At 32.7% G+C, this 20697-nt stretch carries 19 protein-coding genes and 1 tRNA gene; 8 read left to right on the forward strand and 12 right to left on the reverse strand.

All coding sequences use genetic code 11. The annotated features are described in order from the left end of the window. Window positions 1-25: 25 nt before the first annotated feature. The 4 genes from QWY99_RS03350 to recF form a co-directional block, all read right to left on the reverse strand. Complete coding sequence (locus QWY99_RS03350; RefSeq protein ID WP_290265327.1) at window positions 26-1027, reverse strand: glycosyltransferase; 1002 nt, start codon at window positions 1025-1027, stop codon at window positions 26-28. A gap of 149 nt (window positions 1028-1176) precedes the next feature. Further along, entirely contained in the window at window positions 1177-1854 is a 678-nt protein-coding gene (locus QWY99_RS03355) for a DUF2461 domain-containing protein (RefSeq protein ID WP_290261358.1), read from the reverse strand. A gap of 13 nt (window positions 1855-1867) precedes the next feature. Next, window positions 1868-2566 carry a thioredoxin domain-containing protein gene (locus QWY99_RS03360; RefSeq protein WP_290261360.1) on the reverse strand — a complete coding sequence of 233 codons (699 nt, stop codon included), beginning with the start codon at window positions 2564-2566 and terminating at the stop codon, window positions 1868-1870. A 61-nt stretch (window positions 2567-2627) separates the two neighbouring features. After that, window positions 2628-3707, reverse strand: a complete 1080-nt coding sequence (recF, locus tag QWY99_RS03365) for a DNA replication/repair protein RecF (protein WP_290261361.1) — start codon at window positions 3705-3707, stop codon at window positions 2628-2630. Between the two features lie 241 nt (window positions 3708-3948). Between recF and QWY99_RS03370 the strand changes: the two genes are divergently transcribed. The 6 genes from QWY99_RS03370 (at window position 3949) to QWY99_RS03395 (ending at window position 10261) form a co-directional block, all read left to right on the forward strand. Beyond that, window positions 3949-4734, forward strand: a complete 786-nt coding sequence (locus QWY99_RS03370; RefSeq protein WP_290261364.1) for a tetratricopeptide repeat protein — start codon at window positions 3949-3951, stop codon at window positions 4732-4734. A gap of 85 nt (window positions 4735-4819) precedes the next feature. Then, the gene (gene ribH / locus QWY99_RS03375) at window positions 4820-5389 is read left to right on the forward strand and encodes a 6,7-dimethyl-8-ribityllumazine synthase (protein WP_290261366.1); all 570 of its coding nucleotides are present in this window, start codon (window positions 4820-4822) and stop codon (window positions 5387-5389) included. Between the two features lie 163 nt (window positions 5390-5552). Beyond that, window positions 5553-7475, forward strand: a complete 1923-nt coding sequence (mutL, locus tag QWY99_RS03380; RefSeq protein WP_290261368.1) for a DNA mismatch repair endonuclease MutL — start codon at window positions 5553-5555, stop codon at window positions 7473-7475. Beyond that, window positions 7472-8287, forward strand: coding sequence for a rhomboid family intramembrane serine protease (locus QWY99_RS03385; RefSeq protein ID WP_290261370.1), 816 nt, complete (start codon window positions 7472-7474; stop codon window positions 8285-8287). The genes mutL and QWY99_RS03385 overlap by 4 nt, the downstream gene beginning before the upstream one ends. 41 nt (window positions 8288-8328) lie before the next feature. Continuing rightward, entirely contained in the window at window positions 8329-9195 is an 867-nt protein-coding gene (locus QWY99_RS03390; protein ID WP_290261372.1) for a rhomboid family protein, read from the forward strand. Between the two features lie 19 nt (window positions 9196-9214). Further along, window positions 9215-10261, forward strand: coding sequence for an endonuclease/exonuclease/phosphatase family protein (locus tag QWY99_RS03395; RefSeq protein WP_290261374.1), 1047 nt, complete (start codon window positions 9215-9217; stop codon window positions 10259-10261). Window positions 10262-10270: 9 nt separating this feature from the next. Here the strand turns inward: QWY99_RS03395 and QWY99_RS03400 are convergent, their stop codons facing one another. The 7 genes from QWY99_RS03400 to QWY99_RS03430 all read right to left on the reverse strand — a co-directional run bounded on the left by QWY99_RS03400 (window position 10271) and on the right by QWY99_RS03430 (window position 17236). Next, a complete protein-coding gene (locus tag QWY99_RS03400; RefSeq protein WP_290261376.1) occupies window positions 10271-10885 on the reverse strand; it encodes a WbqC family protein in 615 nt (204 codons plus the stop codon). A gap of 97 nt (window positions 10886-10982) precedes the next feature. Then, window positions 10983-12587: a signal peptidase I gene (gene lepB, locus QWY99_RS03405; protein ID WP_290261378.1), complete on the reverse strand. Its 1605-nt coding sequence runs from the start codon at window positions 12585-12587 to the stop codon at window positions 10983-10985. Window positions 12588-12630: 43 nt separating this feature from the next. Then, complete coding sequence (gene lepB, locus QWY99_RS03410; protein ID WP_290261380.1) at window positions 12631-14187, reverse strand: signal peptidase I; 1557 nt, start codon at window positions 14185-14187, stop codon at window positions 12631-12633. Window positions 14188-14256: 69 nt separating this feature from the next. Beyond that, window positions 14257-14955, reverse strand: coding sequence for a 4-hydroxy-tetrahydrodipicolinate reductase (gene dapB, locus QWY99_RS03415; RefSeq protein ID WP_290261382.1), 699 nt, complete (start codon window positions 14953-14955; stop codon window positions 14257-14259). A gap of 49 nt (window positions 14956-15004) precedes the next feature. Then, window positions 15005-15568, reverse strand: coding sequence for a DUF5683 domain-containing protein (locus QWY99_RS03420; RefSeq protein WP_290261384.1), 564 nt, complete (start codon window positions 15566-15568; stop codon window positions 15005-15007). Beyond that, a complete protein-coding gene (locus tag QWY99_RS03425; RefSeq protein ID WP_290261386.1) occupies window positions 15561-16463 on the reverse strand; it encodes a ParB/RepB/Spo0J family partition protein in 903 nt (300 codons plus the stop codon). Before QWY99_RS03425 ends, QWY99_RS03420 begins: the two co-directional genes overlap by 8 nt. Before the next feature lie 5 nt (window positions 16464-16468). Continuing rightward, window positions 16469-17236: a ParA family protein gene (locus QWY99_RS03430; protein ID WP_290261388.1), complete on the reverse strand. Its 768-nt coding sequence runs from the start codon at window positions 17234-17236 to the stop codon at window positions 16469-16471. Window positions 17237-18013: 777 nt separating this feature from the next. Between QWY99_RS03430 and QWY99_RS03435 the strand changes: the two genes are divergently transcribed. Both QWY99_RS03435 and QWY99_RS03440 read left to right on the forward strand, forming a co-directional pair. Continuing rightward, the gene (locus QWY99_RS03435; RefSeq protein WP_290261390.1) at window positions 18014-19237 is read left to right on the forward strand and encodes a hypothetical protein; all 1224 of its coding nucleotides are present in this window, start codon (window positions 18014-18016) and stop codon (window positions 19235-19237) included. Window positions 19238-19877: 640 nt separating this feature from the next. Continuing rightward, window positions 19878-20498, forward strand: coding sequence for a hypothetical protein (locus QWY99_RS03440; protein ID WP_290261392.1), 621 nt, complete (start codon window positions 19878-19880; stop codon window positions 20496-20498). A 109-nt stretch (window positions 20499-20607) separates the two neighbouring features. On the opposite strand, the gene QWY99_RS03445 is transcribed toward QWY99_RS03440, so the two are convergent. Beyond that, window positions 20608-20682: transfer RNA gene (locus QWY99_RS03445), tRNA-Pro, on the reverse strand. Between the last annotated feature and the right edge of the window lie 15 nt (window positions 20683-20697).

Here is a 20697-nt window from a genome sequence, read left to right on the forward strand (position 1 = left end):
AGAGCTTGTTGATGAAGTCTGATTTTTAGGTGTTTTGAGAATTTATTAGTTCATGGTATTTATCCGCAATAATTTTCATGTTGGTAGCGTAGTTTGCGTTTTCTTCAATAAATTTTCTATTATGAATTATTGCTAGATTTCTGGATTTTATGTTCTCAAATGACCAAATAAGTTCTTCTGCAAGTTTCTGGTGGTTGTCCATCGGGATTAGTAGTCCATTGTTGCGATGTAGTATCCAGCTTTGATTTCCGGGAATGTCAGATACAATAGGGTAGCAGTTGCAGGCCATTGCTTCAAATAATGAGGCAGAAACCCCTTCGGTACTTGGCATGCTGATGTAAAAGTTGGCTTGTTGTAATAATTGAGGCAAGGCTGTATTTGCAATTCGGCCAGTAAAGAACACTTTGTTTTGAATGCCTAAGTTTATAGCAAGTTTTTTTAGGTGTTCTGATTGAGTTCCGTTTCCAACGATAGTTAAGTTAAAATCAATGTTTTTTTTATCTAAAATTGAAAATGCTTTTAGGATGCAATCATGTCTGTATTCTGATTCTAACGAACGAGTGACAATGGCTTCTATTTTAGGAGTATTGTTAATAGAAGCAGTGAAAAGGGATAGATCGATTCCTTTAGGCATGACCATGACTTTATTCATGTCTACATCAATGGCTTTCATGGATATTGTCATTACAGGGCCCCAAGCATGTATTAAATGTGCTTTTTGGAAAGCGTATTTCTGGATTGTCTTTTTTAATGGTAGTAGTGCCGATTTTTCTGGCCACAAATCGGTTCGTCCTTGTTGTGCGATTGCAATTGTGTTTACGCCCGATAGTGCTGCAAGAAACCCATAGCTGGTTGTTCTTTCGGCAATAACCATGTCTGGTTTTTCTAATCGGATGATTTTTTTTATTGAAAAAGATGCGAATATAAATTCGGCTATTCGCTTAAAGCGGTTGAGTTTGGTATTGTTTGGTGTTTTGAGTTCCCAAGTGCAAATTTCAAAATCACCAAACTCCTCTAAGCCTTTCATCCATGTTATAGCATCGGCTCGATAGGATTCTCCAAGAAAAAGTATTTTCCTTTTTGTTTTATTTTTTATTTCAGCCACAGATTGAATTATTTGGATTTAGTTATTAATCAGAATTAATTTTTCAATCTGTGGCGAAATCTAAAAAAGTTTTAGAATTCATCGGTTGTCAAAGCGCGATTGATAAATTCATTTAATGGTTTTAGTGCAATAAGTTTTTGACTCATTTTTGAGGCAAAATCTTTCTGTGTTACTTCTTTTATGTCGAATTTTTGCGTTGCAGTAAAGCTTTTTAGTTTTAAAAACTCAATTGCAGGATGGTCTTTCTCGTATCCTCGTGGTGGATTTTTTAGTGAGTTCGTTTCGGTTACATCTAAGCTTCCGAATTCCTTTTCGAAATTTTTATCAGCTACAATAGCTTCTAGGTCATCATAGAAAAAAGCAATTTCTTTACGGACTTTCTTTAAGTCTTCGGCTTCTGGCGAATATAATCCGCCTGCTATAAAGCTAGCTCCTTTTTCGATGTGAACATAATAACCTGATCGGTTTTGACCTTTTACTCCTGTAGAAAGCCAAACGCCAAGATGTGCCTTGTACGGTGATTTGTCTTTAGAGAAGCGAATGTCTCGGTTAATTCTGAAAGTGCAATTTTTCACTTCCAATAACTCCAATGAGGCATCCATAGGTTTCATTGCATCCAGAAAATCGGCAACTAGTTGGTGATAATCTTTTTTAAAGATTTCATAACGTTTCTTGTTTTCTAAAAACCAATCTCTGTTGTTATTGGTTTTTAAATCATCTAAAAACTGTAAACTTTCTTTGGTAAGCATATTTTTAGTTTTACTATAGTTGTTTCTTTAAGTCAGCTTCGCTAATAAATCCTGTGTTTTTCCATTTTACCTCTTTGTTCTCATATAGTAATAGCGTCGGAAGTTGGTCGATTTTCATGTCTTTTACCAAGGTCTTGTTTTGGTCAACATCAATACGAATGATAGTTACTTTGTCAGCTAGTTCTTTTTGCATCTTGATAAGATACGGAGTCATTTGTTTGCACGGACCACACCATTCTGCATAAAAATCTACTAAAACTTTTTTATCTGTATTTAATAAAGCCATGTATTCTTGGCTTGTCATTCCTTGTGCTTTAGTATTTGGGTTTGTATTTGAGAATCCTTGTGCGTTCCATCTCATGATTCCACCGTCTAGCTCGTAAATGGTTGTGAAGCCTAGTGCTTCTAGTTTTTTAGCTGCTTTTTTGCTTCTTCCACCACTTAAACAATATACAAAAATAGGTTTTGATTTGTCGAAGGCCGCTGCTTTTGTAGCAAAGTCGTCACCGTTCCAATTTATATTTACTGCATTTTCGATATGTTGTGAGGTAAATTCTTCAGGAGTTCTTACGTCTAAAACCTGAGGATTTTGAGTAGTATTTAATTTTTCAGCAAAAGCAGTTGGTTCAATAGTTTTGATATTTTCAGATTGACCGTTGCAAGAGGCAAATATAAAGGCGATTATAATAATTAATGTTTGTGGAAATTTCATAGTATTTAAATTTAATGTATTGCTAATTTAAGTTTTTTTTAATTTAGGAAAAGTCATAAACTCATAAATTAAATATTTTGTAGCTCTGGTGTGTTGATTTTACAATAGTTTCTGTTCGATCCGGGTGGGTGTCTGAGATGAAAAGTTGTCCGAAAGTATCATCGTTAACCATTTCGATAATTTTAGCTACGCGACTTTCGTCTAATTTGTCAAAAATATCATCAAATAGCAAAATTGGTTTTACACCAGATTGCTTTTTTAAGAATTCGAATTGTGCCAATTTTAAGGCTATCAAGAAAGACTTTTGTTGTCCTTGAGATCCGAATTTTTTAATAGGATGGTTGTCAATTTCGAATGATAAATCGTCTTTATGAATTCCGACGCTTGTATAATGTAAAGCGCGGTCCTTATTTATGTTTTCTTGTAATAATGGCAGCAGGTCTTTTTCGAACAAATGGCTCTCATAGACTAATTGAACTGTTTCTTCAGATCCTGTAATTGCATGATGATGCGTGTTGAAAATCGGAATAAAAGCCTCGATGAATTGTTTTCTCTTTTCAAAAATAGACTTTCCATATCCATCTAGTTGCTCATTATATATAGATAAGGTGTCGTTGTCGAAAACGTGATTCAATGCAAAGTATTTAAGTAAAGCATTACGCTGACTAAGTACTTTTTGATATTGGATAAGTTGTTGTAGATAATGAGAGTCTAATTGCGAGATCACAGTATCCATGAACTTACGGCGAGTTTCGCTTCCTTCAATGATTAAATCTCTGTCGGCTGGCGAAATTATTACTAAAGGGATGAATCCTACGTGGTCGGAAAATTTGTCGTAAGCTTTGCCGTTTCTTTTAAGAATTTTTTTCTGCCCTTTTTTTAAACTACAAACAATTTGTTCGTTTCGTTCATTTTTTTCTATCTCGGCATCTATTACAAAAAACTCTTCTCCATGCTTGATGTTCTGCACAGCCAAAGGGTTGAAATAGCTTTTTCCATAAGCTAAGTGGTAAATAGCATCGAGTACATTTGTTTTTCCGATACCGTTTTTTCCGACGAAACAATTTATCTTTTTGTCAAATTCGAAGCTGGCTTCTGAAAAATTTTTATAATTGAATAGAGAAATCTTTTTTAAATACATTTTTAAGCTGCTGAAGTAAAGTTTGTTATTGTTTTATCGTAACAATTTTTAAGCGCGTGCAAATTATTGAAAAATATCGATATAAACCGTTTTTTGGGGCTTGTCTGTAAATTATTTTGATTTTGGCACGCGAAAAAGTGCCGTTTTCTGGGCTTTTTCTTTAAAATTAATTTAAAATTGATTTTTTTCATGTAAGTTTCAATAAAAATTTTATTTTTGCCGTTCACTAAATTAATTTTAAATGGCTACTTACAATAAAAGAGGATATAAAGCACCAAAAGAAAAAGAAGTTAAAGATGAAGTTGTTAATGAAGAACAACAAGTAATTCTTGACGGGAAAAACAGTAAAACTGCTGAGGTATTTTCTAAATTAGATGAAACTGCTTCTAAAACTGAAGACTGGGTTGCTAGAAACCAAAAAATTATTATTGGATTAGTTGCTGCTATTGCTGTAGGAACAATAGGTTATTTGGCTTACCAAAGATTTATTGCTTTGCCAAAGCAAGACGAAGCTGCTAATGAAATGTTTGTTGCTCAACAGAATTTTGAAAAAGCAACTAACGGTGTAGCTAGTGATTCTTTGTATAAATTAGCATTGAATGGTTCAGAAGGTAAATTTGGATTTTTAAAAATCGCAGATGAATATTCTGGAACAGATGCTGGAAATTTAGCAAACTATTATGCTGGTATAGCATATTTAAATACAGGTAAATATGATGAGGCTATCTCTTATTTAGGTAAATTTAAGTCTAAAGATTTGATTTTAGGCGCTTTGGCAAAAGGTGCAATAGGTGATGCTTATTCTCAAAAAAACCAACAAAAAGAAGCTTTAGACTATTATGTAAAAGCTGCTGAGTCTAATAAAAATGATTTTACTACGCCACGTTTCTTGCTTAAGGCTGGAAAAACAGCTTTGGCTTTAGGTCAAAAAGCAGATGCGCTTAAATATTTTACAGAAATTAAAGAAAGCTATGAGGCAACTCCAGAAGCTGCTTCTGTAGATGTTTTGATTGGTTTAGCACAATAAATAATTTGTAGAGTTAGAAATTTACATTTAAGATTTGTATTTTAGCAGTCTTAAATTGAAATTCTAAAAATCTTAAATACTAAAGATGGCTACCGAAAATAAAAATTTATCAGATTACGATAAAAACACTGTCCCAAATGCGAAAAATTTTCGATTTGGGATTGTTGTTTCAGAGTGGAATGAAACCATTACAGAAGGTCTTTATAATGGTGCTTTTGAGGCATTATTAGAGAATCAAGTTCCTGCTCAACAAATTATTCGATGGAATGTTCCTGGGAGTTTTGAGTTGATATACGGAGCAAAAAAAATGTTACAAACTCAAAATGTTGACGCAGTAATTGTTATTGGATGCGTAATTCAAGGACAAACTAAACATTTTGATTTTGTATGCGAAGGTGTAACGCAAGGAATTAAAGATTTGAATGTTCAAACTGATATTCCAGTTATTTTTTGTGTATTAACAGATAATAATATACAACAATCTATTGACAGAAGTGGTGGTATTCACGGTAACAAAGGTACCGAAGCTGCAATTGCGGCAATAAAAATGGCATACATCCGTCAGCAAGCATCTTTAAATCAGTTTCAAGACCAACAATTGTTGTCAGCTGGGGCGCTTCAAATAGAAGACAAGCCTTTGGAGCTAGAAAAATAAAAAATACATTTGTATGAATTTTAGAACCTATACTGTGTAAAAATAGTATAGGTTTTTTGTTTTTTTTATGATTCATTAAGTCATAAAAGACAGTAGAAATTCATTAAATTTGTAAATTTTGGTTATAAACCAAAAGCCTTAATCATAAACCCAAATTTTTTTAATGTCGAGTATTATACAATTACTTCCTGATCATGTTGCCAATCAAATTGCTGCTGGAGAAGTAGTTCAAAGACCTGCTTCGGTGGTGAAAGAACTTTTAGAAAACGCAGTCGATGCCAAAGCAACTGATATTAAATTAATCATCAAAGATGCAGGAAAGTCATTGGTACAAGTAATCGATAATGGTTCTGGGATGAGTGTTACCGATGCGCGTTTGTGTTTTGAGCGTCACGCTACTTCCAAAATACGTCAGGCCGAGGATTTATTTTCATTACACACCAAGGGGTTTCGTGGTGAAGCGTTAGCCTCTATTGCGGCGATTGCTCATATGGAAATGAAAACGAAACAAGACCAAGAAGAACTAGGGACACATATTGTTATTGAAGGTAGTAAGTTTGTTTCACAAGAAGTTGCGGTTTTACCTGTAGGTACTTCATTTGCGGTTAAAAACCTTTTTTTTAATATTCCTGCTCGTAGAAATTTTTTAAAGTCTGATACGGTAGAGTTTCGACATGTTATGGACGAGTTTCAGCGTGTAGCTTTGGCGCATGCTAATATTCATTTTACTTTTTATCATAATGGAAGTGAAATGTTTAATTTACCGCCTTCTAGTTTCAGACAACGGGTAGTTGGAATTTTTGCAGGTAAAACAAATGAAAAATTAGTCCCTGTTAATGAAGAAACTGAAATTGTTGCCATAAAAGGGTTTGTAAGCAAACCTGAATTTGCTAAAAAAAGTAGGGGAGAGCAGTTTTTCTTTGTAAACGATCGATTTATTAGAAGTAATTATCTGCATCATGCGGTTATGGCTGCTTACGATGGAATTTTAAAAGATGGAGCGCAACCAAGTTATTTCTTGTACTTGTCGGTGCCACCTAATACGATTGATATTAATATTCATCCCACAAAAACCGAAATTAAGTTTGATGATGAACAAGCTTTATATGCTATTTTAAGAGCGTCTATAAAACACAGTTTAGGGCAATTTAATGTAGCTCCTGTTTTAGATTTTGATCGTGATGCTAATTTAGATACGCCTTACCACTATAAAGATTTAGAAGGAGAAACGCCAACAATTCAGGTTGATGGTACTTTTAATCCTTTTACAGATGACAAAACAAATAAACATTATTCTAATTTAGGTTCTGGATCTAGTTTTAGCTCAGGTTCGAGTTATATTTCGGGTTCAGGTAGTTCGGGTTCTAATTCGTTTTCTAGTTATAAAAAACCAGAAGCAACATCTAGTTGGGAGAGTTTATACGTTGGCTTAAAACAGGATACGGAAGAAATAGGAATGATGTCTTTTGAGAATGAAGAGGTAACTTCTTCTTTGTTTAATGATGATGAGATTGAACAAACGGTTCATAAAACCTATCAAATTCATAAAAAATATATTGTCTCTCCTATAAAATCGGGGATGGTGATTGTAGATCAACAACGTGCTCATCAACGTATTTTATACGAGCAGTTTTTGCATAATATGACCGTTAATCAGGCTTCGAGCCAGCAATTGTTGTTTCCTCTTAATTTGTTTTATTCGTCTACAGATTTAGAGATTATCAAAGAATTACAATTATCACTGGTTAATACTGGTTTTGTTTTTGAGTCCTCAGCCGAAGATCATATTGTAATTTCTGGTATACCCGTTAACAGTACCGAAAGTGAAGTATCATTGGTTATAGAGCAATTATTGAGTGATTTGCAAGACGGAATTCCAGAAAGTAGTTTTTCGCAAAATGATACAATTGCTAAATCGATGGCAAAAAGTATGGCTGTAAAAACAGGTTCGTACTTAACCGAAAAAGAACAAGATAATTTAGTAAACGGACTCTTTGCTTGTAAAGATCCAAATATTTCTCCATTTCAAAAACCAACTTTCATCACCATGCGTGTGGAAGATATAGATAAAAAGTTTGCCTTATGATGAATATGACTCCATTAGTAAAACAATTATTGATAATTAATATTATCTTTTTTCTTGGCTCACAATTAGTGCCAGTTTCTTATGAGTATTTCTCACTCTATTTTCCGGAGAGTTATCAGTTTAAAATTTGGCAACCAATTACGCATATGTTTATGCACGGAGGATTTATGCATATTGCATTTAATATGTTTGCATTAGTTTCTTTCGGTTCTGCATTAGAGCATTTTTGGGGTGGGAAAAAGTTTCTATTCTTTTATATTTCATGTGGGCTTGGTGCGGCTTTATTGCAATTAGGATTTAATTATTTTCAAATACAGAATGCTTTGGAGGCAGCCTCTAATTTAGGTTTGTCAGATAATGCAATTCATCAAATACTAAACGTGAATTTCTCTGATGGTACTAGTTACCGTGGAGATTTATTCATGGAAGGAATCAAACCAGTTTTAGAGAAAGCGGGGAAAATTAATTTATTAAATGAAGTTAATTTCAAAAGTTTATTCGATGCTTCTATAATTAACCAGACTCCAATGGTTGGGGCTTCTGGAGCAATTTATGGGCTTTTGGTTGCTTTTGCTTTTATGTTTCCTAATGCTGAGTTGGCGCTTATGTTTATCCCAGTGCCTATTAAAGCAAAATATTTTGTTCCAGGAATTATCGCGGTCGATTTATTTTTAGGTTTTCAAGGAAATTCATTATTTGGAAGCGGCGGTACAGGAGTTGCGCATTTCGCGCACGTTGGTGGAGCACTAGTTGGATATTTAATGATGTGGTATTGGAAAAAGACACAGTTTAATAATAATCGTTGGAATTAATTTTTTAGCTTTATTACTTGAATTTTAAACAGAAAGCACATATGAATATTTTAGATGATTTAAAGTTACAATACAAATTAGGAGGAATCGCTCAGCGAGTAATCTATTGGAATATTGCCTGTTTTCTAATTTCATTGGTGTTTTTTTACCAGTTCTCAATAGGGCAATTTGCTTTTCCGAGTTGGTTGGCATTGTCATCTAATCCAGCAGATTTTTTATTCAAGCCTTGGACATTTCTTACTTATGCTTTTTTCCATGATGGATTTTTGCATTTGTTGTTTAATATGTTGGTCTTGAATTTTGCAAGTTCTTTGTTTTTGACTTTTTTTACTGAAAAGCAATATTTAGGATTGTATGTTTTAAGTGCAATCTTTGCAGGTGTAGTTTTTGCGCTTAGCTTTTATTTTCTAGATCTTAGTTCTTCAGTAGTTGGAGCTTCGGGCGCTATTATGGCGATTTTAGTAGCTACAACAACGTATCAGCCATTAATGACTGTGCGTTTGTTACTTATTGGTAATGTCAAATTATGGCACATTACGCTTGTTATTTTGGTATTAGATCTAATGCAGTTTCGATTAGGCAATATGGGAGGGCATATTTCTCATCTTGCGGGAGCATTATTTGGGTTTGCTTTTATTAAATTATTGCAAAGTGGCTATGATCCTAGTAAAATTGTAACTCGTGTTTTGGATTTTTTTACTAATCTTTTTAAAAAATCACCATCGACCCCTTTTAAGAAAGTTCATAAAAATTACAACAATGTCCCTGTCCAAAGAACGACTTCTAAAATTATAACTAAAGACAAGACGCAACAGCAAATAGACGAGATTTTAGATAAAATCAGTCAGTCTGGTTATGATTGTTTAACAAAAGAAGAAAAAGAATTTTTATTTAAAGCAGGTAAATAAAAACACTAACTAAAAGGGGATGAAAAATCTTTCATGGTTTAATAAAATAATGTTCTTTTTGAATATAGTACTTACTGTATTGACATTTAGCGCGTATATTTTACCTTTTTTAGCTCCTAAGATTTTTCCTCTTTTGTCGGTATTGACTTTGTTCATGCCTTTGTTTTTTGTTTTCAATGCATTGTTCTTCTTCTATTGGGCAATTCAGTTTAAGAAACGAATGATTCTATCTGGATTGGTTCTTTTAATGGGAATTACTTTTATAAATAAATTCTATAAATTTTCTGCCAAAGAATATGTCGAGAGTGAAAAGGATTTTACAGTAATGAGTTATAATGTGCGACTGTTTAATGTCTTTAAATGGATTGATAGGGAAGATGTTTCTCTAGATATAAAAGCTTTTATAGATGAGAAAAATCCAGATATTCTATGTATTCAAGAGTTTTCAAACTCGGCACACATAGATCTAAAAGTATATCCGCACCGATATATCTTTATGGAAGGAAATAAGATTAAAACGGGTCAAGCCATTTTTTCTAAGTTTCCTATATTATATCAAGGTAATATTGTTTTTCCTAACTCAAATAACAATGTAATCTATGCAGATATAAAACGAGGTAAAGATATTATAAGAGTTTATAATATGCATTTACAGTCAATAAAAATTTCACCAGATGTTAATGAGATTTCGGATAATATAGATGGAATCAATCAACAAAAATCGCAACTTATTCTTTCTAGAATCAGTAAGGCATTTAAGCAACAACAAGAGCAGGCAGAAATATTTAGAGAGAATAAAAAAGAATGTACCTATCCTGTTATAATATGTGGGGATATGAATAATAGCCCTTTCTCGTACGTATATCGTAATATTAAGGGGAAACTAAAGGATAGTTTTGAAGAGGCTGGTGAAGGATTTGGAGCTACTTATAAGTTCCGTTATTATCCTGCTAGAATCGATTATATCTTTGCTGATAATACGATGAAAGTAAAGAAATTTGAGAGTTTTTCAGATTTTGAAAACTCAGATCATTATCCAGTTATAGCAACTCTTTCTATGGAATAATACAGGAAATTATATTTTCTGATTCTTTAAATATTCCATTGCATATTTACCTTCATTAAAAATTAAATCCAATACACTTAGATTATTAATAAAGCCATGTTTGTCATCGAAAACCTGAACATAAGTTTCGAATGTGTTACTGTCTTTTTTTCCGTTTGCTAAGGCTCTAAAGTCAGAAATAGTACTATCTGCATCATGAAAGTATTCTGAGGTCTTAGTGTACTCTAATTTCATTCGCAAGCATTTAGTAACAATGTCCAAAGCTTCAAAATTTAAGTCCATTAAAAATTGGTGTTTTTTCTCAAAGAAAGGACGAATGTCATCTTCAAAAAATTCAAAAAATGGAGAGTTTCTGTAAGCAGCTTCTAATGATTTGAAATGTTGCTTTTGCCAATCAAATTCATTTTCTATTTGAATCTCTTTGGTTTTTTGATGGGCATCCTTCGAATGTTTTACAGGTATGTTTAATAACTGTATTCCATTTGGGCTATAAATATAAGCACGGTTTCTGTTGGTTTGTTTTTGGAAATTATCTTCTATTTCAAACGTAATGCTTTCAGATTGTGCCATTACTGAAAAATGGCTAATTGAAGGAAAGTAGGTAGGAAGTAGTAATGATTCCATTTGTGTAGGTGTTTGTTTAATTATAGTTTAATCGATTAATGCCTTGTTTTGAAATTAAAACAAAGTAGTAATGAGGTAGCGAATAAGTGTTTTTTAGTTATGCTTTTTTCTCTTTTCTTTTTTTCCAAAAGTATTCGCCAACAAAGTAGGCTACCAAGAGAAGTAAGAAATGTTTAAAGTAAGATTGTGGTTGGCCTTCGCCGTCAACAGTAGTAAATACTCTATCCCAACGAACTTTATTAATCCCTTTGCCGTGAGTATCCCAGCTCATCCATATAAAAACCGGTTTTCCTATTACGTGATCAAATGGAACAAACCCCCAATATCTAGCATCGATAGAGTTGTTTCTGTTGTCACCCATCATCCAATAGTAATTTTGCTTGAATGTATAAGTTGTAGCAGGTTTGCCATTGATTAAAATTTGATTTCCTTTAACGACTAAATCATTCCCTTCATATTCTGTAATAAGACGTTTGTAAAGCGGTAAAACATTTAAATTTATGTTGATTGTCTTTCCTTCTTGAGGAATGTATATTGGACCCAAAAAAGCACTGTTCCAATTGTAGTTCTTATTGTGTGGGAATATCTTAGAATCTCTATCCCCTTTATTTTCTTTTCTTAACTCAAGACTTTCTATATACGGATTGTTCTTTGCTTTGGCAACAGCTTCAGGAGTTGCTTGTAAGTAATAAGTGTCTGTTTTAGAATCGTAACCTAAATCGTCTGTTATGTCGTATTGTCTTAAAAGATTAGCGACCTCTTCGTATGTTGAGAACTTAACTTTGAACTTTACGTTGTATGCAAACTGTAATTTAACTCTTTCTGTAGATTTAGTCTCTTTTCCGTTAATGAAAACAATTCCGTTTCTAATTTCTAAAGAATCTCCAGGAACTCCAACGCATCTTTTTACTAAGTTGGTTTTTTTGTCAATTGGTTTGTAATAATTTCTGTCTGGAGAAAAATTATTCATATCCAAAAGTGTGTCGGCTGGTTGGTTAAAAACCACAATATCATTGCGTTTTATTTCTTGAAAACCAGGTAATCTTAAGTAAGGTAATTGAAACTTGTTTAAAAGTGAAGTCTCCTTTTTTGTAATATTGTCGCTGAATAAATAAGATTTCTTTTTGAAGAAAGGGATTGTATCGTGAACCATTGGCAATGCAACCGTTGTCATTGGTATTCTTGCGCCATAGTTTATTTTGCTTACAAATAGAAAGTCACCAACAAGTAATGATTTTTCTAATGATGAACTTGGGATCGTAAAAGGTTGAATAATGTATGTATGAACCAAAGTTGCAACAATAATGGCAAAAAGTAGCGAGCTAAATGTATCTGCAGTTTTATTTTCGGCTTTTAAATTTCTATTAGCATTGTATTCTAGTTTTTGTGTATAGTTTACATAGTAAATGTAGAAACCAAAAGTAACAAGACCTAGAACAGTGTCTAAAGTAGTTTTCTTTCCAAAAGTTCGGAGCGTTTCAATCCAAACAACTGGAAACATAATTAAATTGATAATCGGGATAAAAAGTAATAGTGTCCACCATGTTGGTCGACCTATGATTTTCATTAATACAATGGCATTGTAAACAGGAATTGCAGCTTCCCAGCTTTTTCTTCCAGCTGCTTCATATAATTTCCATGTTCCTATAAAATGAATTACTTGGATAATTAAGAAGTATACAAACCAGGTATATAATGTCATATTGATTTTTTTAAGTCAAGATTATTTATTTAAAAACGGAATATTATAGATTCTTTTTTTCTTTTCTTTTTTTCCAGAAATACTCTCCGATGAAAAAGGCTGCTAGAGCGAATAGGAAATATTTAAAGTACGATTGTGGTTGACCTTCGCCATTTACAGTAGTGAAAACTCTGTCCCAACGAACTTTGTTTATTCCTTTTCCATTAGTATCCCAGCTCATCCAAATGAATACTGGTTTTCCAACAATATGATTTTCTGGTACATAACCCCAGTAGCGACTGTCTTCTGAGTTGTGGCGGTTGTCTCCCATCATCCAGTAATAATCTTGCTTAAACGTATATGTTGTTGCAATTTTACCATTGATGTATATATCAGAACCTTTTACTTCTAAATTGTTTCCTTCGTATTCTTTTATAATTGCTTTGTAAAAAGGCAATGATTGGGTTGTTAATGCAACCGTTTTTCCTTTTTGAGGAATGTATATTGGGCCAAAATTATCTGCATTCCAATTGTCTAATTGTGGAAAAATCCCAGGATCTACCCCTTTTGCAATTTCTCTTTTTACATTAGTAATTCCAGGAACGTGTCTTAATCTTTCTGCGCTAGCTTCAGTTAAAGCTCTAAAATAAAGGGTGTCTCTTTTTACATCATCTTTGAAACCAGCACCATCAGTAATGTCTAATTCTCTTAATAAAGATTCAAAATCGATAGGTGTTTTTCCGTCTAAAGCGACTGCATAAGAGTATTGTGGTTTTGCTCTTTCTGGTAAAACCAGAACTTTATCGTTAATGTAAACGATTCCGTCTTTAATGGATAAGCTATCTCCAGGGATACCAACACATCTTTTTACGTAATTTGATTTTTTATCAATAGGCTTATCGGCTCTTCTTCCAGAAGTATCAAAAAACTTATAAACGGTATCCATTGGCCAGTTAAAGACAACAATATCTGCTCTTTTTATTTGTTCAAAAGCAGGTAGTCTAAAATAAGGTAATTGCGGCCACTTTAGATATGATTTATGTTTCGTCATTGGTATAGAGTCATGAACCATTGGTAAAGCAACGGTAGTCATAGGAACTCTAGGACCGTAGTTTAATTTACTTACAAATAAAAAGTCACCAATAAGTAATGATTTCTCTAATGACGAAGTCGGAATTGTGTAAGGTTGTACGATATAGGTATGTACCAAAGTAGCTACAATTATAGCGAAAAGTAGTGAGCTAACTGTATCTCCTGCTTTACTTTCTGGTGCTAAACTTCTATTTGGATTATGAACTAATTTTTGAGTGTAGTTTACATAATAGATATAAAAACCAAAAGTAACAAGGCCTAAGATGGTATCTAGAGTAGAATTTTTTCCAAAAGCTCTTAAGGTTTCAATCCATATTACAGGAAACATAATCAAGTTAATGATTGGGATAAAAAGCAATATTGTCCACCAAGTTGGTCGGCCAATAATTTTCATTAGTACGATAGCATTATATACAGGAATTGCAGCTTCCCAACTTTTTCTGCCAGCAGCTTCGTATAATTTCCAAGTTCCTATAAAGTGAATAACTTGAATTGCTAAGAAGAATACAAACCATGAATATAGTGTCATACTATTTTATTTTTAAGTTTAAAATATAGATTTCCGATAACCGAATTATATATTTTTAATATTTTTTATTTAAAATTCCAATACATCTTTCATTGAAAAGATACCTTGCTTTCCAGCTAACCATTCTGCAGCCATTACAGCTCCAAGCGCAAAACCTTCGCGATTGTGTGCTGTGTGTTTTATTTCGATACTATCAATGTCAGAGTTATAAGTTACAGTATGTGTACCTGGAACAGTTCCAATTCTTTTAGCTTCGATATGAATTTCTGTCGATTTAGCTTCGTCTAGAGTCCAGTTGGTGTAGTTGCTGTTTTCAATCACACCTTTGGCTAATGAAATAGCTGTTCCACTTGGAGCATCTAGCTTTTGTGTATGATGAATTTCTTCCATATCTACTTTGTAATTATCGAATTTAGCCATTATTTTAGCCAAGTGTTCGTTAAGTTCAAAGAAGATATTTACGCCTAAGCTAAAATTCGAACTAGAAATGAAACCTCCTTTTTTTTCATTACAAAGAGCAATCATTTCATCATAATGTTCTAACCAGCCAGTTGTTCCAGATACTACAGGAACATTGTTGTTAAAACAAGCAGAGATGTTTGCAACTGCAGCTGAAGGAACGCTAAAATCGATGGCTACATTGGCAGTTTCAAGTCCTTCGTATGTGTTGAATTGATCTTTTTTCAAAACAATTTCATGACCTCTTTCTAAAGCAATTCTTTCGATTACTTGCCCCATTTTCCCGTATCCTAAAAGCGCAATTTTCATTTGTAAATGTGTGTTATGTTTTAAAAATGCAGTTTATATGTGCAGTATTTTAAAAGTGGTAATTAAAAGTTAGTCCAACGTTTGGTCTTAATGTTACATCGTCGGGGTAAATTTGTGGACGTAATGATAGTCTTTCGTTAACATTAAATTGAATCAATGCGGCGTCAACATTGGCATCTATTATGTTTAAAACATAAAAGCCCAAGGTTACTAGGGCAGATAAATCTCGATTACGTTGATAGAATTTTTGACCTGCAATAAGTCTGCTATCGTCTAAATATTGAAACTCGTCATTATTGTAGCCTTCCAGTCTTCGTTTGTAGGCATCTCTATATTGATGGTATTTTTTATTGTTATCAATATAGAAATATAAACTTGTTCCGATAGCTCCATAAACAAGGGGGATTTTCCAATATTTTTTATTGTATGCTTGTCCTAAACCTGGTAAAATAGCCGAGTAAAAAGCGGCCTTCGCAGGAGTAAGTGGGTCTATGTCAACTGATTTAAGAGTGTCTTTTGCAATCAAGGGAGCTTCTTCTTTTTTTGACTGAGCAAAAACAGTTGTGCTTCCTAAAAGAAAAAATAATAGACCTATGGAAATTACTTTATTCACTAGTGTTTATTAATTTGATGATTCTAGCAAAGTCTTCTTCTGAGTGGAATGGAATTGTGATTTTTCCTTTTCCATTTCCAGCAACCTTTATGTCAACTTTAGCTCCAAAATAATTTGTAAAGGTGCTTTTTTGATCTTCTTCAATGTCAAATGAAGAAGTTGGTTTTCCAGCTGGTTTCGGTTTTAAACTTTCGTGGTAACTTTTTACCAAAGCCTCCGTTTCACGTACAGATAAATTACGACTAACGATTTTTTGATAAATATCGGTTTGAACATCTAAATCTTCGATGTTTATAATTGCACGACCATGTCCCATACTGATGAAACCATCACGAATACCAGTTTGGATAATTGGATCTAGTTTTAAAAGACGTAAGTAATTTGCAATTGTAGAACGTTTTTTACCAACACGATCACTCATTTGTTCTTGAGTTAACTGAATTTCATCAATCAAACGTTGGTAAGAAAGAGCAATTTCTATCGGGTCTAAGTCGTGACGTTGAATGTTTTCAACCAATGCCATTACTAATGACTCGTTGTCATTTGCAATTCGAATGTATGCAGGTACAGTATTTAAGCCAACTAAGGTTGAAGCACGCAAACGACGCTCTCCAGAGATTAATTGGTATTTATTGAAATCTAATTTTCGAACAGTTATAGGCTGAATCACACCAAGTTCTTTGATAGAAGTGGCTAGCTCGCGTAACGATTCTTCATTAAAATTGCTTCGTGGTTGAAATGGATTTATTTCGATAGCACCAATTTCAAGCTCTATGATATTTCCAACAACCTTATCAGCATTTTTATCGTCTACGGATTTTATATCGTTTTCCGGATCTTTTAATAATGCAGACAATCCTCTTCCTAAGGCTTGTTTTTTAATTGCTTTTGTCATAAAAACTATTTACTGTTTTTCTTTATAATTTCTTGAGCCAAGTTGATATAATTAACTGCTCCTTTACTTGTTGCGTCATAGTTTATAATGCTTTCGCCAAAACTTGGAGCTTCACTTAATTTTACATTTCGCTGAATAACGGTATCAAAAACCATGTCGTTAAAGTGTTTTTGAACCTCTTCAACAACTTGATTTGATAAACGTAATCTTGAATCATACATGGTTAGTAATAATCCTTCGATATCTAAATCTGGGTTGTGAATCTTTTGGATGCTTTTAATCGTGTTTAGTAATTTTCCTAGACCTTCCAATGCAAAATATTCACATTGAATTGGAATAACTACAGAGTCAGCTGCTGTTAAAGCATTAAGAGTTAAAAGCCCTAATGAAGGTGCGCAATCGATGATGATATAATCGTACTCTTCTTTAACACTTTCTAATGCTTTTTTTAGCATGTATTCTCTGTTTTCTTTATCGACCAATTCGATTTCGATAGCAACAAGGTCAATGTGAGCCGGAATCACATCTACGTTTGGAGCCGTACATTGAACAATAGCTTCTTTTGGCGTGTGACTGTGTTCCAGTATTTGATAGGTTCCAATCTCAACAACTTCTACGTCAATACCAAGTCCTGATGTAGCATTAGCTTGAGGGTCAGCGTCTATTAGTAATACTTTTTTTTCTAAAACACCTAATGAGGCTGCAAGATTTACAGATGTTGTAGTCTTTCCAACGCCTCCTTTTTGATTAGCAATCGCAATGATTTTGCCCATTTATTTTCTGAATTTTGAACCGTAAAAATACGATTATTTATGGTTTTTGAAAATCTATTTTGTTAACATTTGTTAAACCTTGATTAATTGTCGTTTGACAGTAGGCTATTTCTGAAATAGCTATAATTTTTAAAAGATAATTTCAATTTATTTGTTTCTTGTTTTGTTTTTCTATTTTTCTGTTATTCGAAGCAATAGCATGTTAGAGTGGTTTGAATGTCAATTGTTTGTTCTGGAATAACTACTGTGATATAATTGGTATATCGTAATTGGAGCTAATTTCAGATTTGTCAATTGGTGTCTATTGTAATTTGTGTTTCTATGATTTCTTCTGGTGTTTTTTAAACCAGAAGTTTGTATTCTCTTAATAGATTATGTTTCTTAGTAATAGAAAGAGGAGGGGTTTTCTATTGGTTTTTATTATTGGGCAACTTTCTTTCTTAGTTTAAATGTAGCTTTCGTTAATAAGCATGTGGGATTGAACTAGGACGTTAAATATTAATCGCAAAAGGGAATTTCATTCGAAAATAAATAAAAAATTACGAGCGGTAAATATAATAACATTTTAATTCTATTAAAGTATTTTTGATTGTTTTTATCTTTATGAAACGAAATAGTTTTTAGTTTGGAGTGGATTTTGTTATTTGAATTTTAATTTTTTTCAAGTTGTAAAGTGTTTTAATTTTTTTCATGCGATTAGAATGTTCTTTTACAATATAGTTTGATGAAAAAACACCTACCTAATAATGGTTGTACGGAATTATTATATAAACTGATATGACAAAAAAATTAGCTCGATTAGGACATCCCGTTTTTCTAGTTTCATTGATTATTCTTTTTTTTAATGATTTGATATTTAAGGATGTTTTTCATAATTACCTTACGGGTAAATTATCTGATTTTTCGGGTTTGTTTGCTTTCTCTTTTTTTTGGGGTACCCTTTTCATTGAAAGGTCAAGAGCGATTCATCTAGGAGTTACTTTGTTTTTTATTTTTTGGAAAAGTTCTTTTTCAGAAGTATTTATTGATTTTTTCGGACTCTATAGAGTTGTTGATTTTTCTGATAATGTAGCTCTTGTGAGTATTTTGCTTTCCTATAAGTTATTGCAAAAAGTGAGTGTACCTGTAAGATTGCATCCTGTTATTTTGCGATTTGTTTTTCTTCTTTCGTGCTTTTCTTTTATTGCAACTACCCAGCGTCCTTCGTATAGAGAGTATAGGATAGATGATGATTTTTTGAATTTGAATTTGAAAAATGAATCGGGTAGTAAAATAGTGGTTTTAATCGATTTTAAGTATTCTGAAAGAGAATTGGCTATTTATAAGAAACGACAAATTGAGTTAAAAATAAAAAGAATAAAGAAACAATTGGCGATGAATTCGGGAGGTAGTCAGCAATTTAAATTTGAAGCTTCAGATTCTTTGCGGGTTGTTGAAGGTGTAAATGAAAACTGGGTATTTCGTTTAAAGACAAGTGATTTTTTACCACTTGTTCTTGATGTCGACGCAATACAATTTGTTAAGTTGCCATTAGATTATAAAGACACTTTGATTGGTTTTCCGAGTAATTTTAAAATTTCGATTTTAGATAGTAATTGGAAGGTTCTAAAGACTTATGATAAGAAAGCTTTTTTTGAAAAAATAAATAATGATTTCGAGAAACCATATAATGAGTATTCAAGGCCAGAGAGTTTTAATTTTATTTTTGGAAAAACAATCGTGCCAGTACTGCTTGCTAATTGTTATGGAAGATGGGAATCAGAAGAGAATATAGATTTAAGTAAAATTGAAATTAATTCTCGTTATTGTATAAACAATGTAAATGGGGATGTTTATGATTGCAAGTATAGTAATGATTCTATTTTTGTACATACTCCAAATAAGATATATGTAGGAGCTATTAAAAATAGCACCGCTAAGAAACTTGAAATTTGCTGGGATGGTAAAAGAGTTGTTGCATATAAAAAATCTTCAAAGCCACCGATTTTAGGTGGTAATTGATTGTTTGTATGTTTTCTAAGATTTTTATTTTATTTTGGCTAATATTGTTTTTAGTAGGTATTTTTAAATTAATTTGTATTTTTACGCATGAAAAGACTTACTTGTTATTAGACTAACTAGTTGCTTTGTTTTACGCCAAGCGCTTCAGCAAGAGTTGTGTGATAGATTAAAGACAGACCAATCCTGTCGTTTTCAACATGGCTGATATTAGGAAACGTCCAAATCGTTGTCAATATCAAGCTCTGCTTGAGTCCCCCTTGTCTTCGTCAATTTTCTTAAAATTATCTCAAAAATTTTGTAAACATTTTTTGTCTTTGTTTTTGATAGGCAAAATTATGAGTTCTAATGGCAAAAATTGCAGTACGTACGTCCAGCTTAGTGATAAAATGAGTCATAATGATGTTTTTAGAATTTACAAGCAAATAAAGATTTTGTTTATTTTTTTTACACGTTAAGCAATCGCAAGCTTGTCACTCTGAGGAACGAAGTGTCTTCACAAGAAACCAACACAAAGTATTTATAGGTTGTCGAGCCACAAGCAGAGACTCTTCGTTCCTCAGAGTGACAAGATTGGGCAAGTTATTTTTGAATAAGCGCAACTTTTTAACCTGATCCCCGATAAGTATAAAAAAAAGCTAGCATGAAAAATACATATCATATCGTTACAATTTTACTTATTACATCGCTCTTGAGTTGCCAAAGTAAAAGTGAATCAAAAAAAAACCTGGAAAAGGAAAGGATTGCAGATAGACCTGAATGCGAAGTTATTTACAACAAGTATATTGAAAAAGCATCTAAGATGGAAAATGATAGTGCAATATACTTTCTAAATAAAAGTATAAACTGTGACCCAGCTAATGATGGTTATAAATTTAGCAAAGCACAATTTTTCGTTGATAAGCAGGAGTACCAGGAGGCGCTTAATCAGTTAAATGAAATTAAAGCAGATTCAATTGATCCGACACTGAGGCTTTTTAGTAGTGTGTTAAAGTTAAAACTTAATAGTGATGATGCAGATAAAGACTTAAGTGACGTCTATAGTAAAATAGCAAAAATTAAGAAGCCAAATTCAAGTAATGTTTTTTATAAGTTGGCATTGGATAATTATTTTAAAGGTAAAGATTATGCGCTTGAACAGCTTAAATTCTGCAAAAAAATATATACAACAGATTATGACAAACAAAATTTAGATGTACTGGAAAGTTATATTAATACAGATAATAAAAGAAATGTTCTTTTTAAAATTTTTAATATTCGATAGTGTAATTTCGTACTGATCAGATTATCAGGTTATTTTGAGCTATTTTTGTAAGAGATTTTAAAATTTAGGCCAAAAAAAAAGTCTTTTCAAGATGATGAAAAGACTTTTGTCGGGGTGGCAGGATTCGAACCTGCGGCCTCCTGCTCCCAAAGCAGGCGCGATAACCGGGCTACGCTACACCCCGTAATCGGGTGCAAAG

This window comes from Flavobacterium branchiarum, from assembly GCF_030409845.1.
Lineage (GTDB): Bacteria > Bacteroidota > Bacteroidia > Flavobacteriales > Flavobacteriaceae > Flavobacterium > Flavobacterium branchiarum.

What these genes read in the sequence shown, in the direction of transcription:
- QWY99_RS03355 (WP_290261358.1), bottom strand. Translation starts at nt 1,854, where the DNA reads ATGCTTACCAAAGAAAGTTTACAGTTTTTAGATGATTTAAAAACCAAT.
- QWY99_RS03370 (WP_290261364.1), top strand. Translation starts at nt 3,949, where the DNA reads ATGGCTACTTACAATAAAAGAGGATATAAAGCACCAAAAGAAAAAGAA.
- recF (WP_290261361.1), bottom strand. Translation starts at nt 3,707, where the DNA reads ATGTATTTAAAAAAGATTTCTCTATTCAATTATAAAAATTTTTCAGAA.
- lepB (WP_290261378.1), bottom strand. Translation starts at nt 12,587, where the DNA reads ATGACATTATATACCTGGTTTGTATACTTCTTAATTATCCAAGTAATT.
- QWY99_RS03435 (WP_290261390.1), top strand. Translation starts at nt 18,014, where the DNA reads ATGACAAAAAAATTAGCTCGATTAGGACATCCCGTTTTTCTAGTTTCA.
- dapB (WP_290261382.1), bottom strand. Translation starts at nt 14,955, where the DNA reads ATGAAAATTGCGCTTTTAGGATACGGGAAAATGGGGCAAGTAATCGAA.
- mutL (WP_290261368.1), top strand. Translation starts at nt 5,553, where the DNA reads ATGTCGAGTATTATACAATTACTTCCTGATCATGTTGCCAATCAAATT.
- QWY99_RS03385 (WP_290261370.1), top strand. Translation starts at nt 7,472, where the DNA reads ATGATGAATATGACTCCATTAGTAAAACAATTATTGATAATTAATATT.
- QWY99_RS03430 (WP_290261388.1), bottom strand. Translation starts at nt 17,236, where the DNA reads ATGGGCAAAATCATTGCGATTGCTAATCAAAAAGGAGGCGTTGGAAAG.
- QWY99_RS03425 (WP_290261386.1), bottom strand. Translation starts at nt 16,463, where the DNA reads ATGACAAAAGCAATTAAAAAACAAGCCTTAGGAAGAGGATTGTCTGCA.
- QWY99_RS03360 (WP_290261360.1), bottom strand. Translation starts at nt 2,566, where the DNA reads ATGAAATTTCCACAAACATTAATTATTATAATCGCCTTTATATTTGCC.
- QWY99_RS03390 (WP_290261372.1), top strand. Translation starts at nt 8,329, where the DNA reads ATGAATATTTTAGATGATTTAAAGTTACAATACAAATTAGGAGGAATC.
- QWY99_RS03400 (WP_290261376.1), bottom strand. Translation starts at nt 10,885, where the DNA reads ATGGAATCATTACTACTTCCTACCTACTTTCCTTCAATTAGCCATTTT.
- QWY99_RS03395 (WP_290261374.1), top strand. Translation starts at nt 9,215, where the DNA reads ATGAAAAATCTTTCATGGTTTAATAAAATAATGTTCTTTTTGAATATA.
- ribH (WP_290261366.1), top strand. Translation starts at nt 4,820, where the DNA reads ATGGCTACCGAAAATAAAAATTTATCAGATTACGATAAAAACACTGTC.
- QWY99_RS03350 (WP_290265327.1), bottom strand. Translation starts at nt 1,027, where the DNA reads ATGAAAGGCTTAGAGGAGTTTGGTGATTTTGAAATTTGCACTTGGGAA.
- lepB (WP_290261380.1), bottom strand. Translation starts at nt 14,187, where the DNA reads ATGACACTATATTCATGGTTTGTATTCTTCTTAGCAATTCAAGTTATT.
- QWY99_RS03440 (WP_290261392.1), top strand. Translation starts at nt 19,878, where the DNA reads ATGAAAAATACATATCATATCGTTACAATTTTACTTATTACATCGCTC.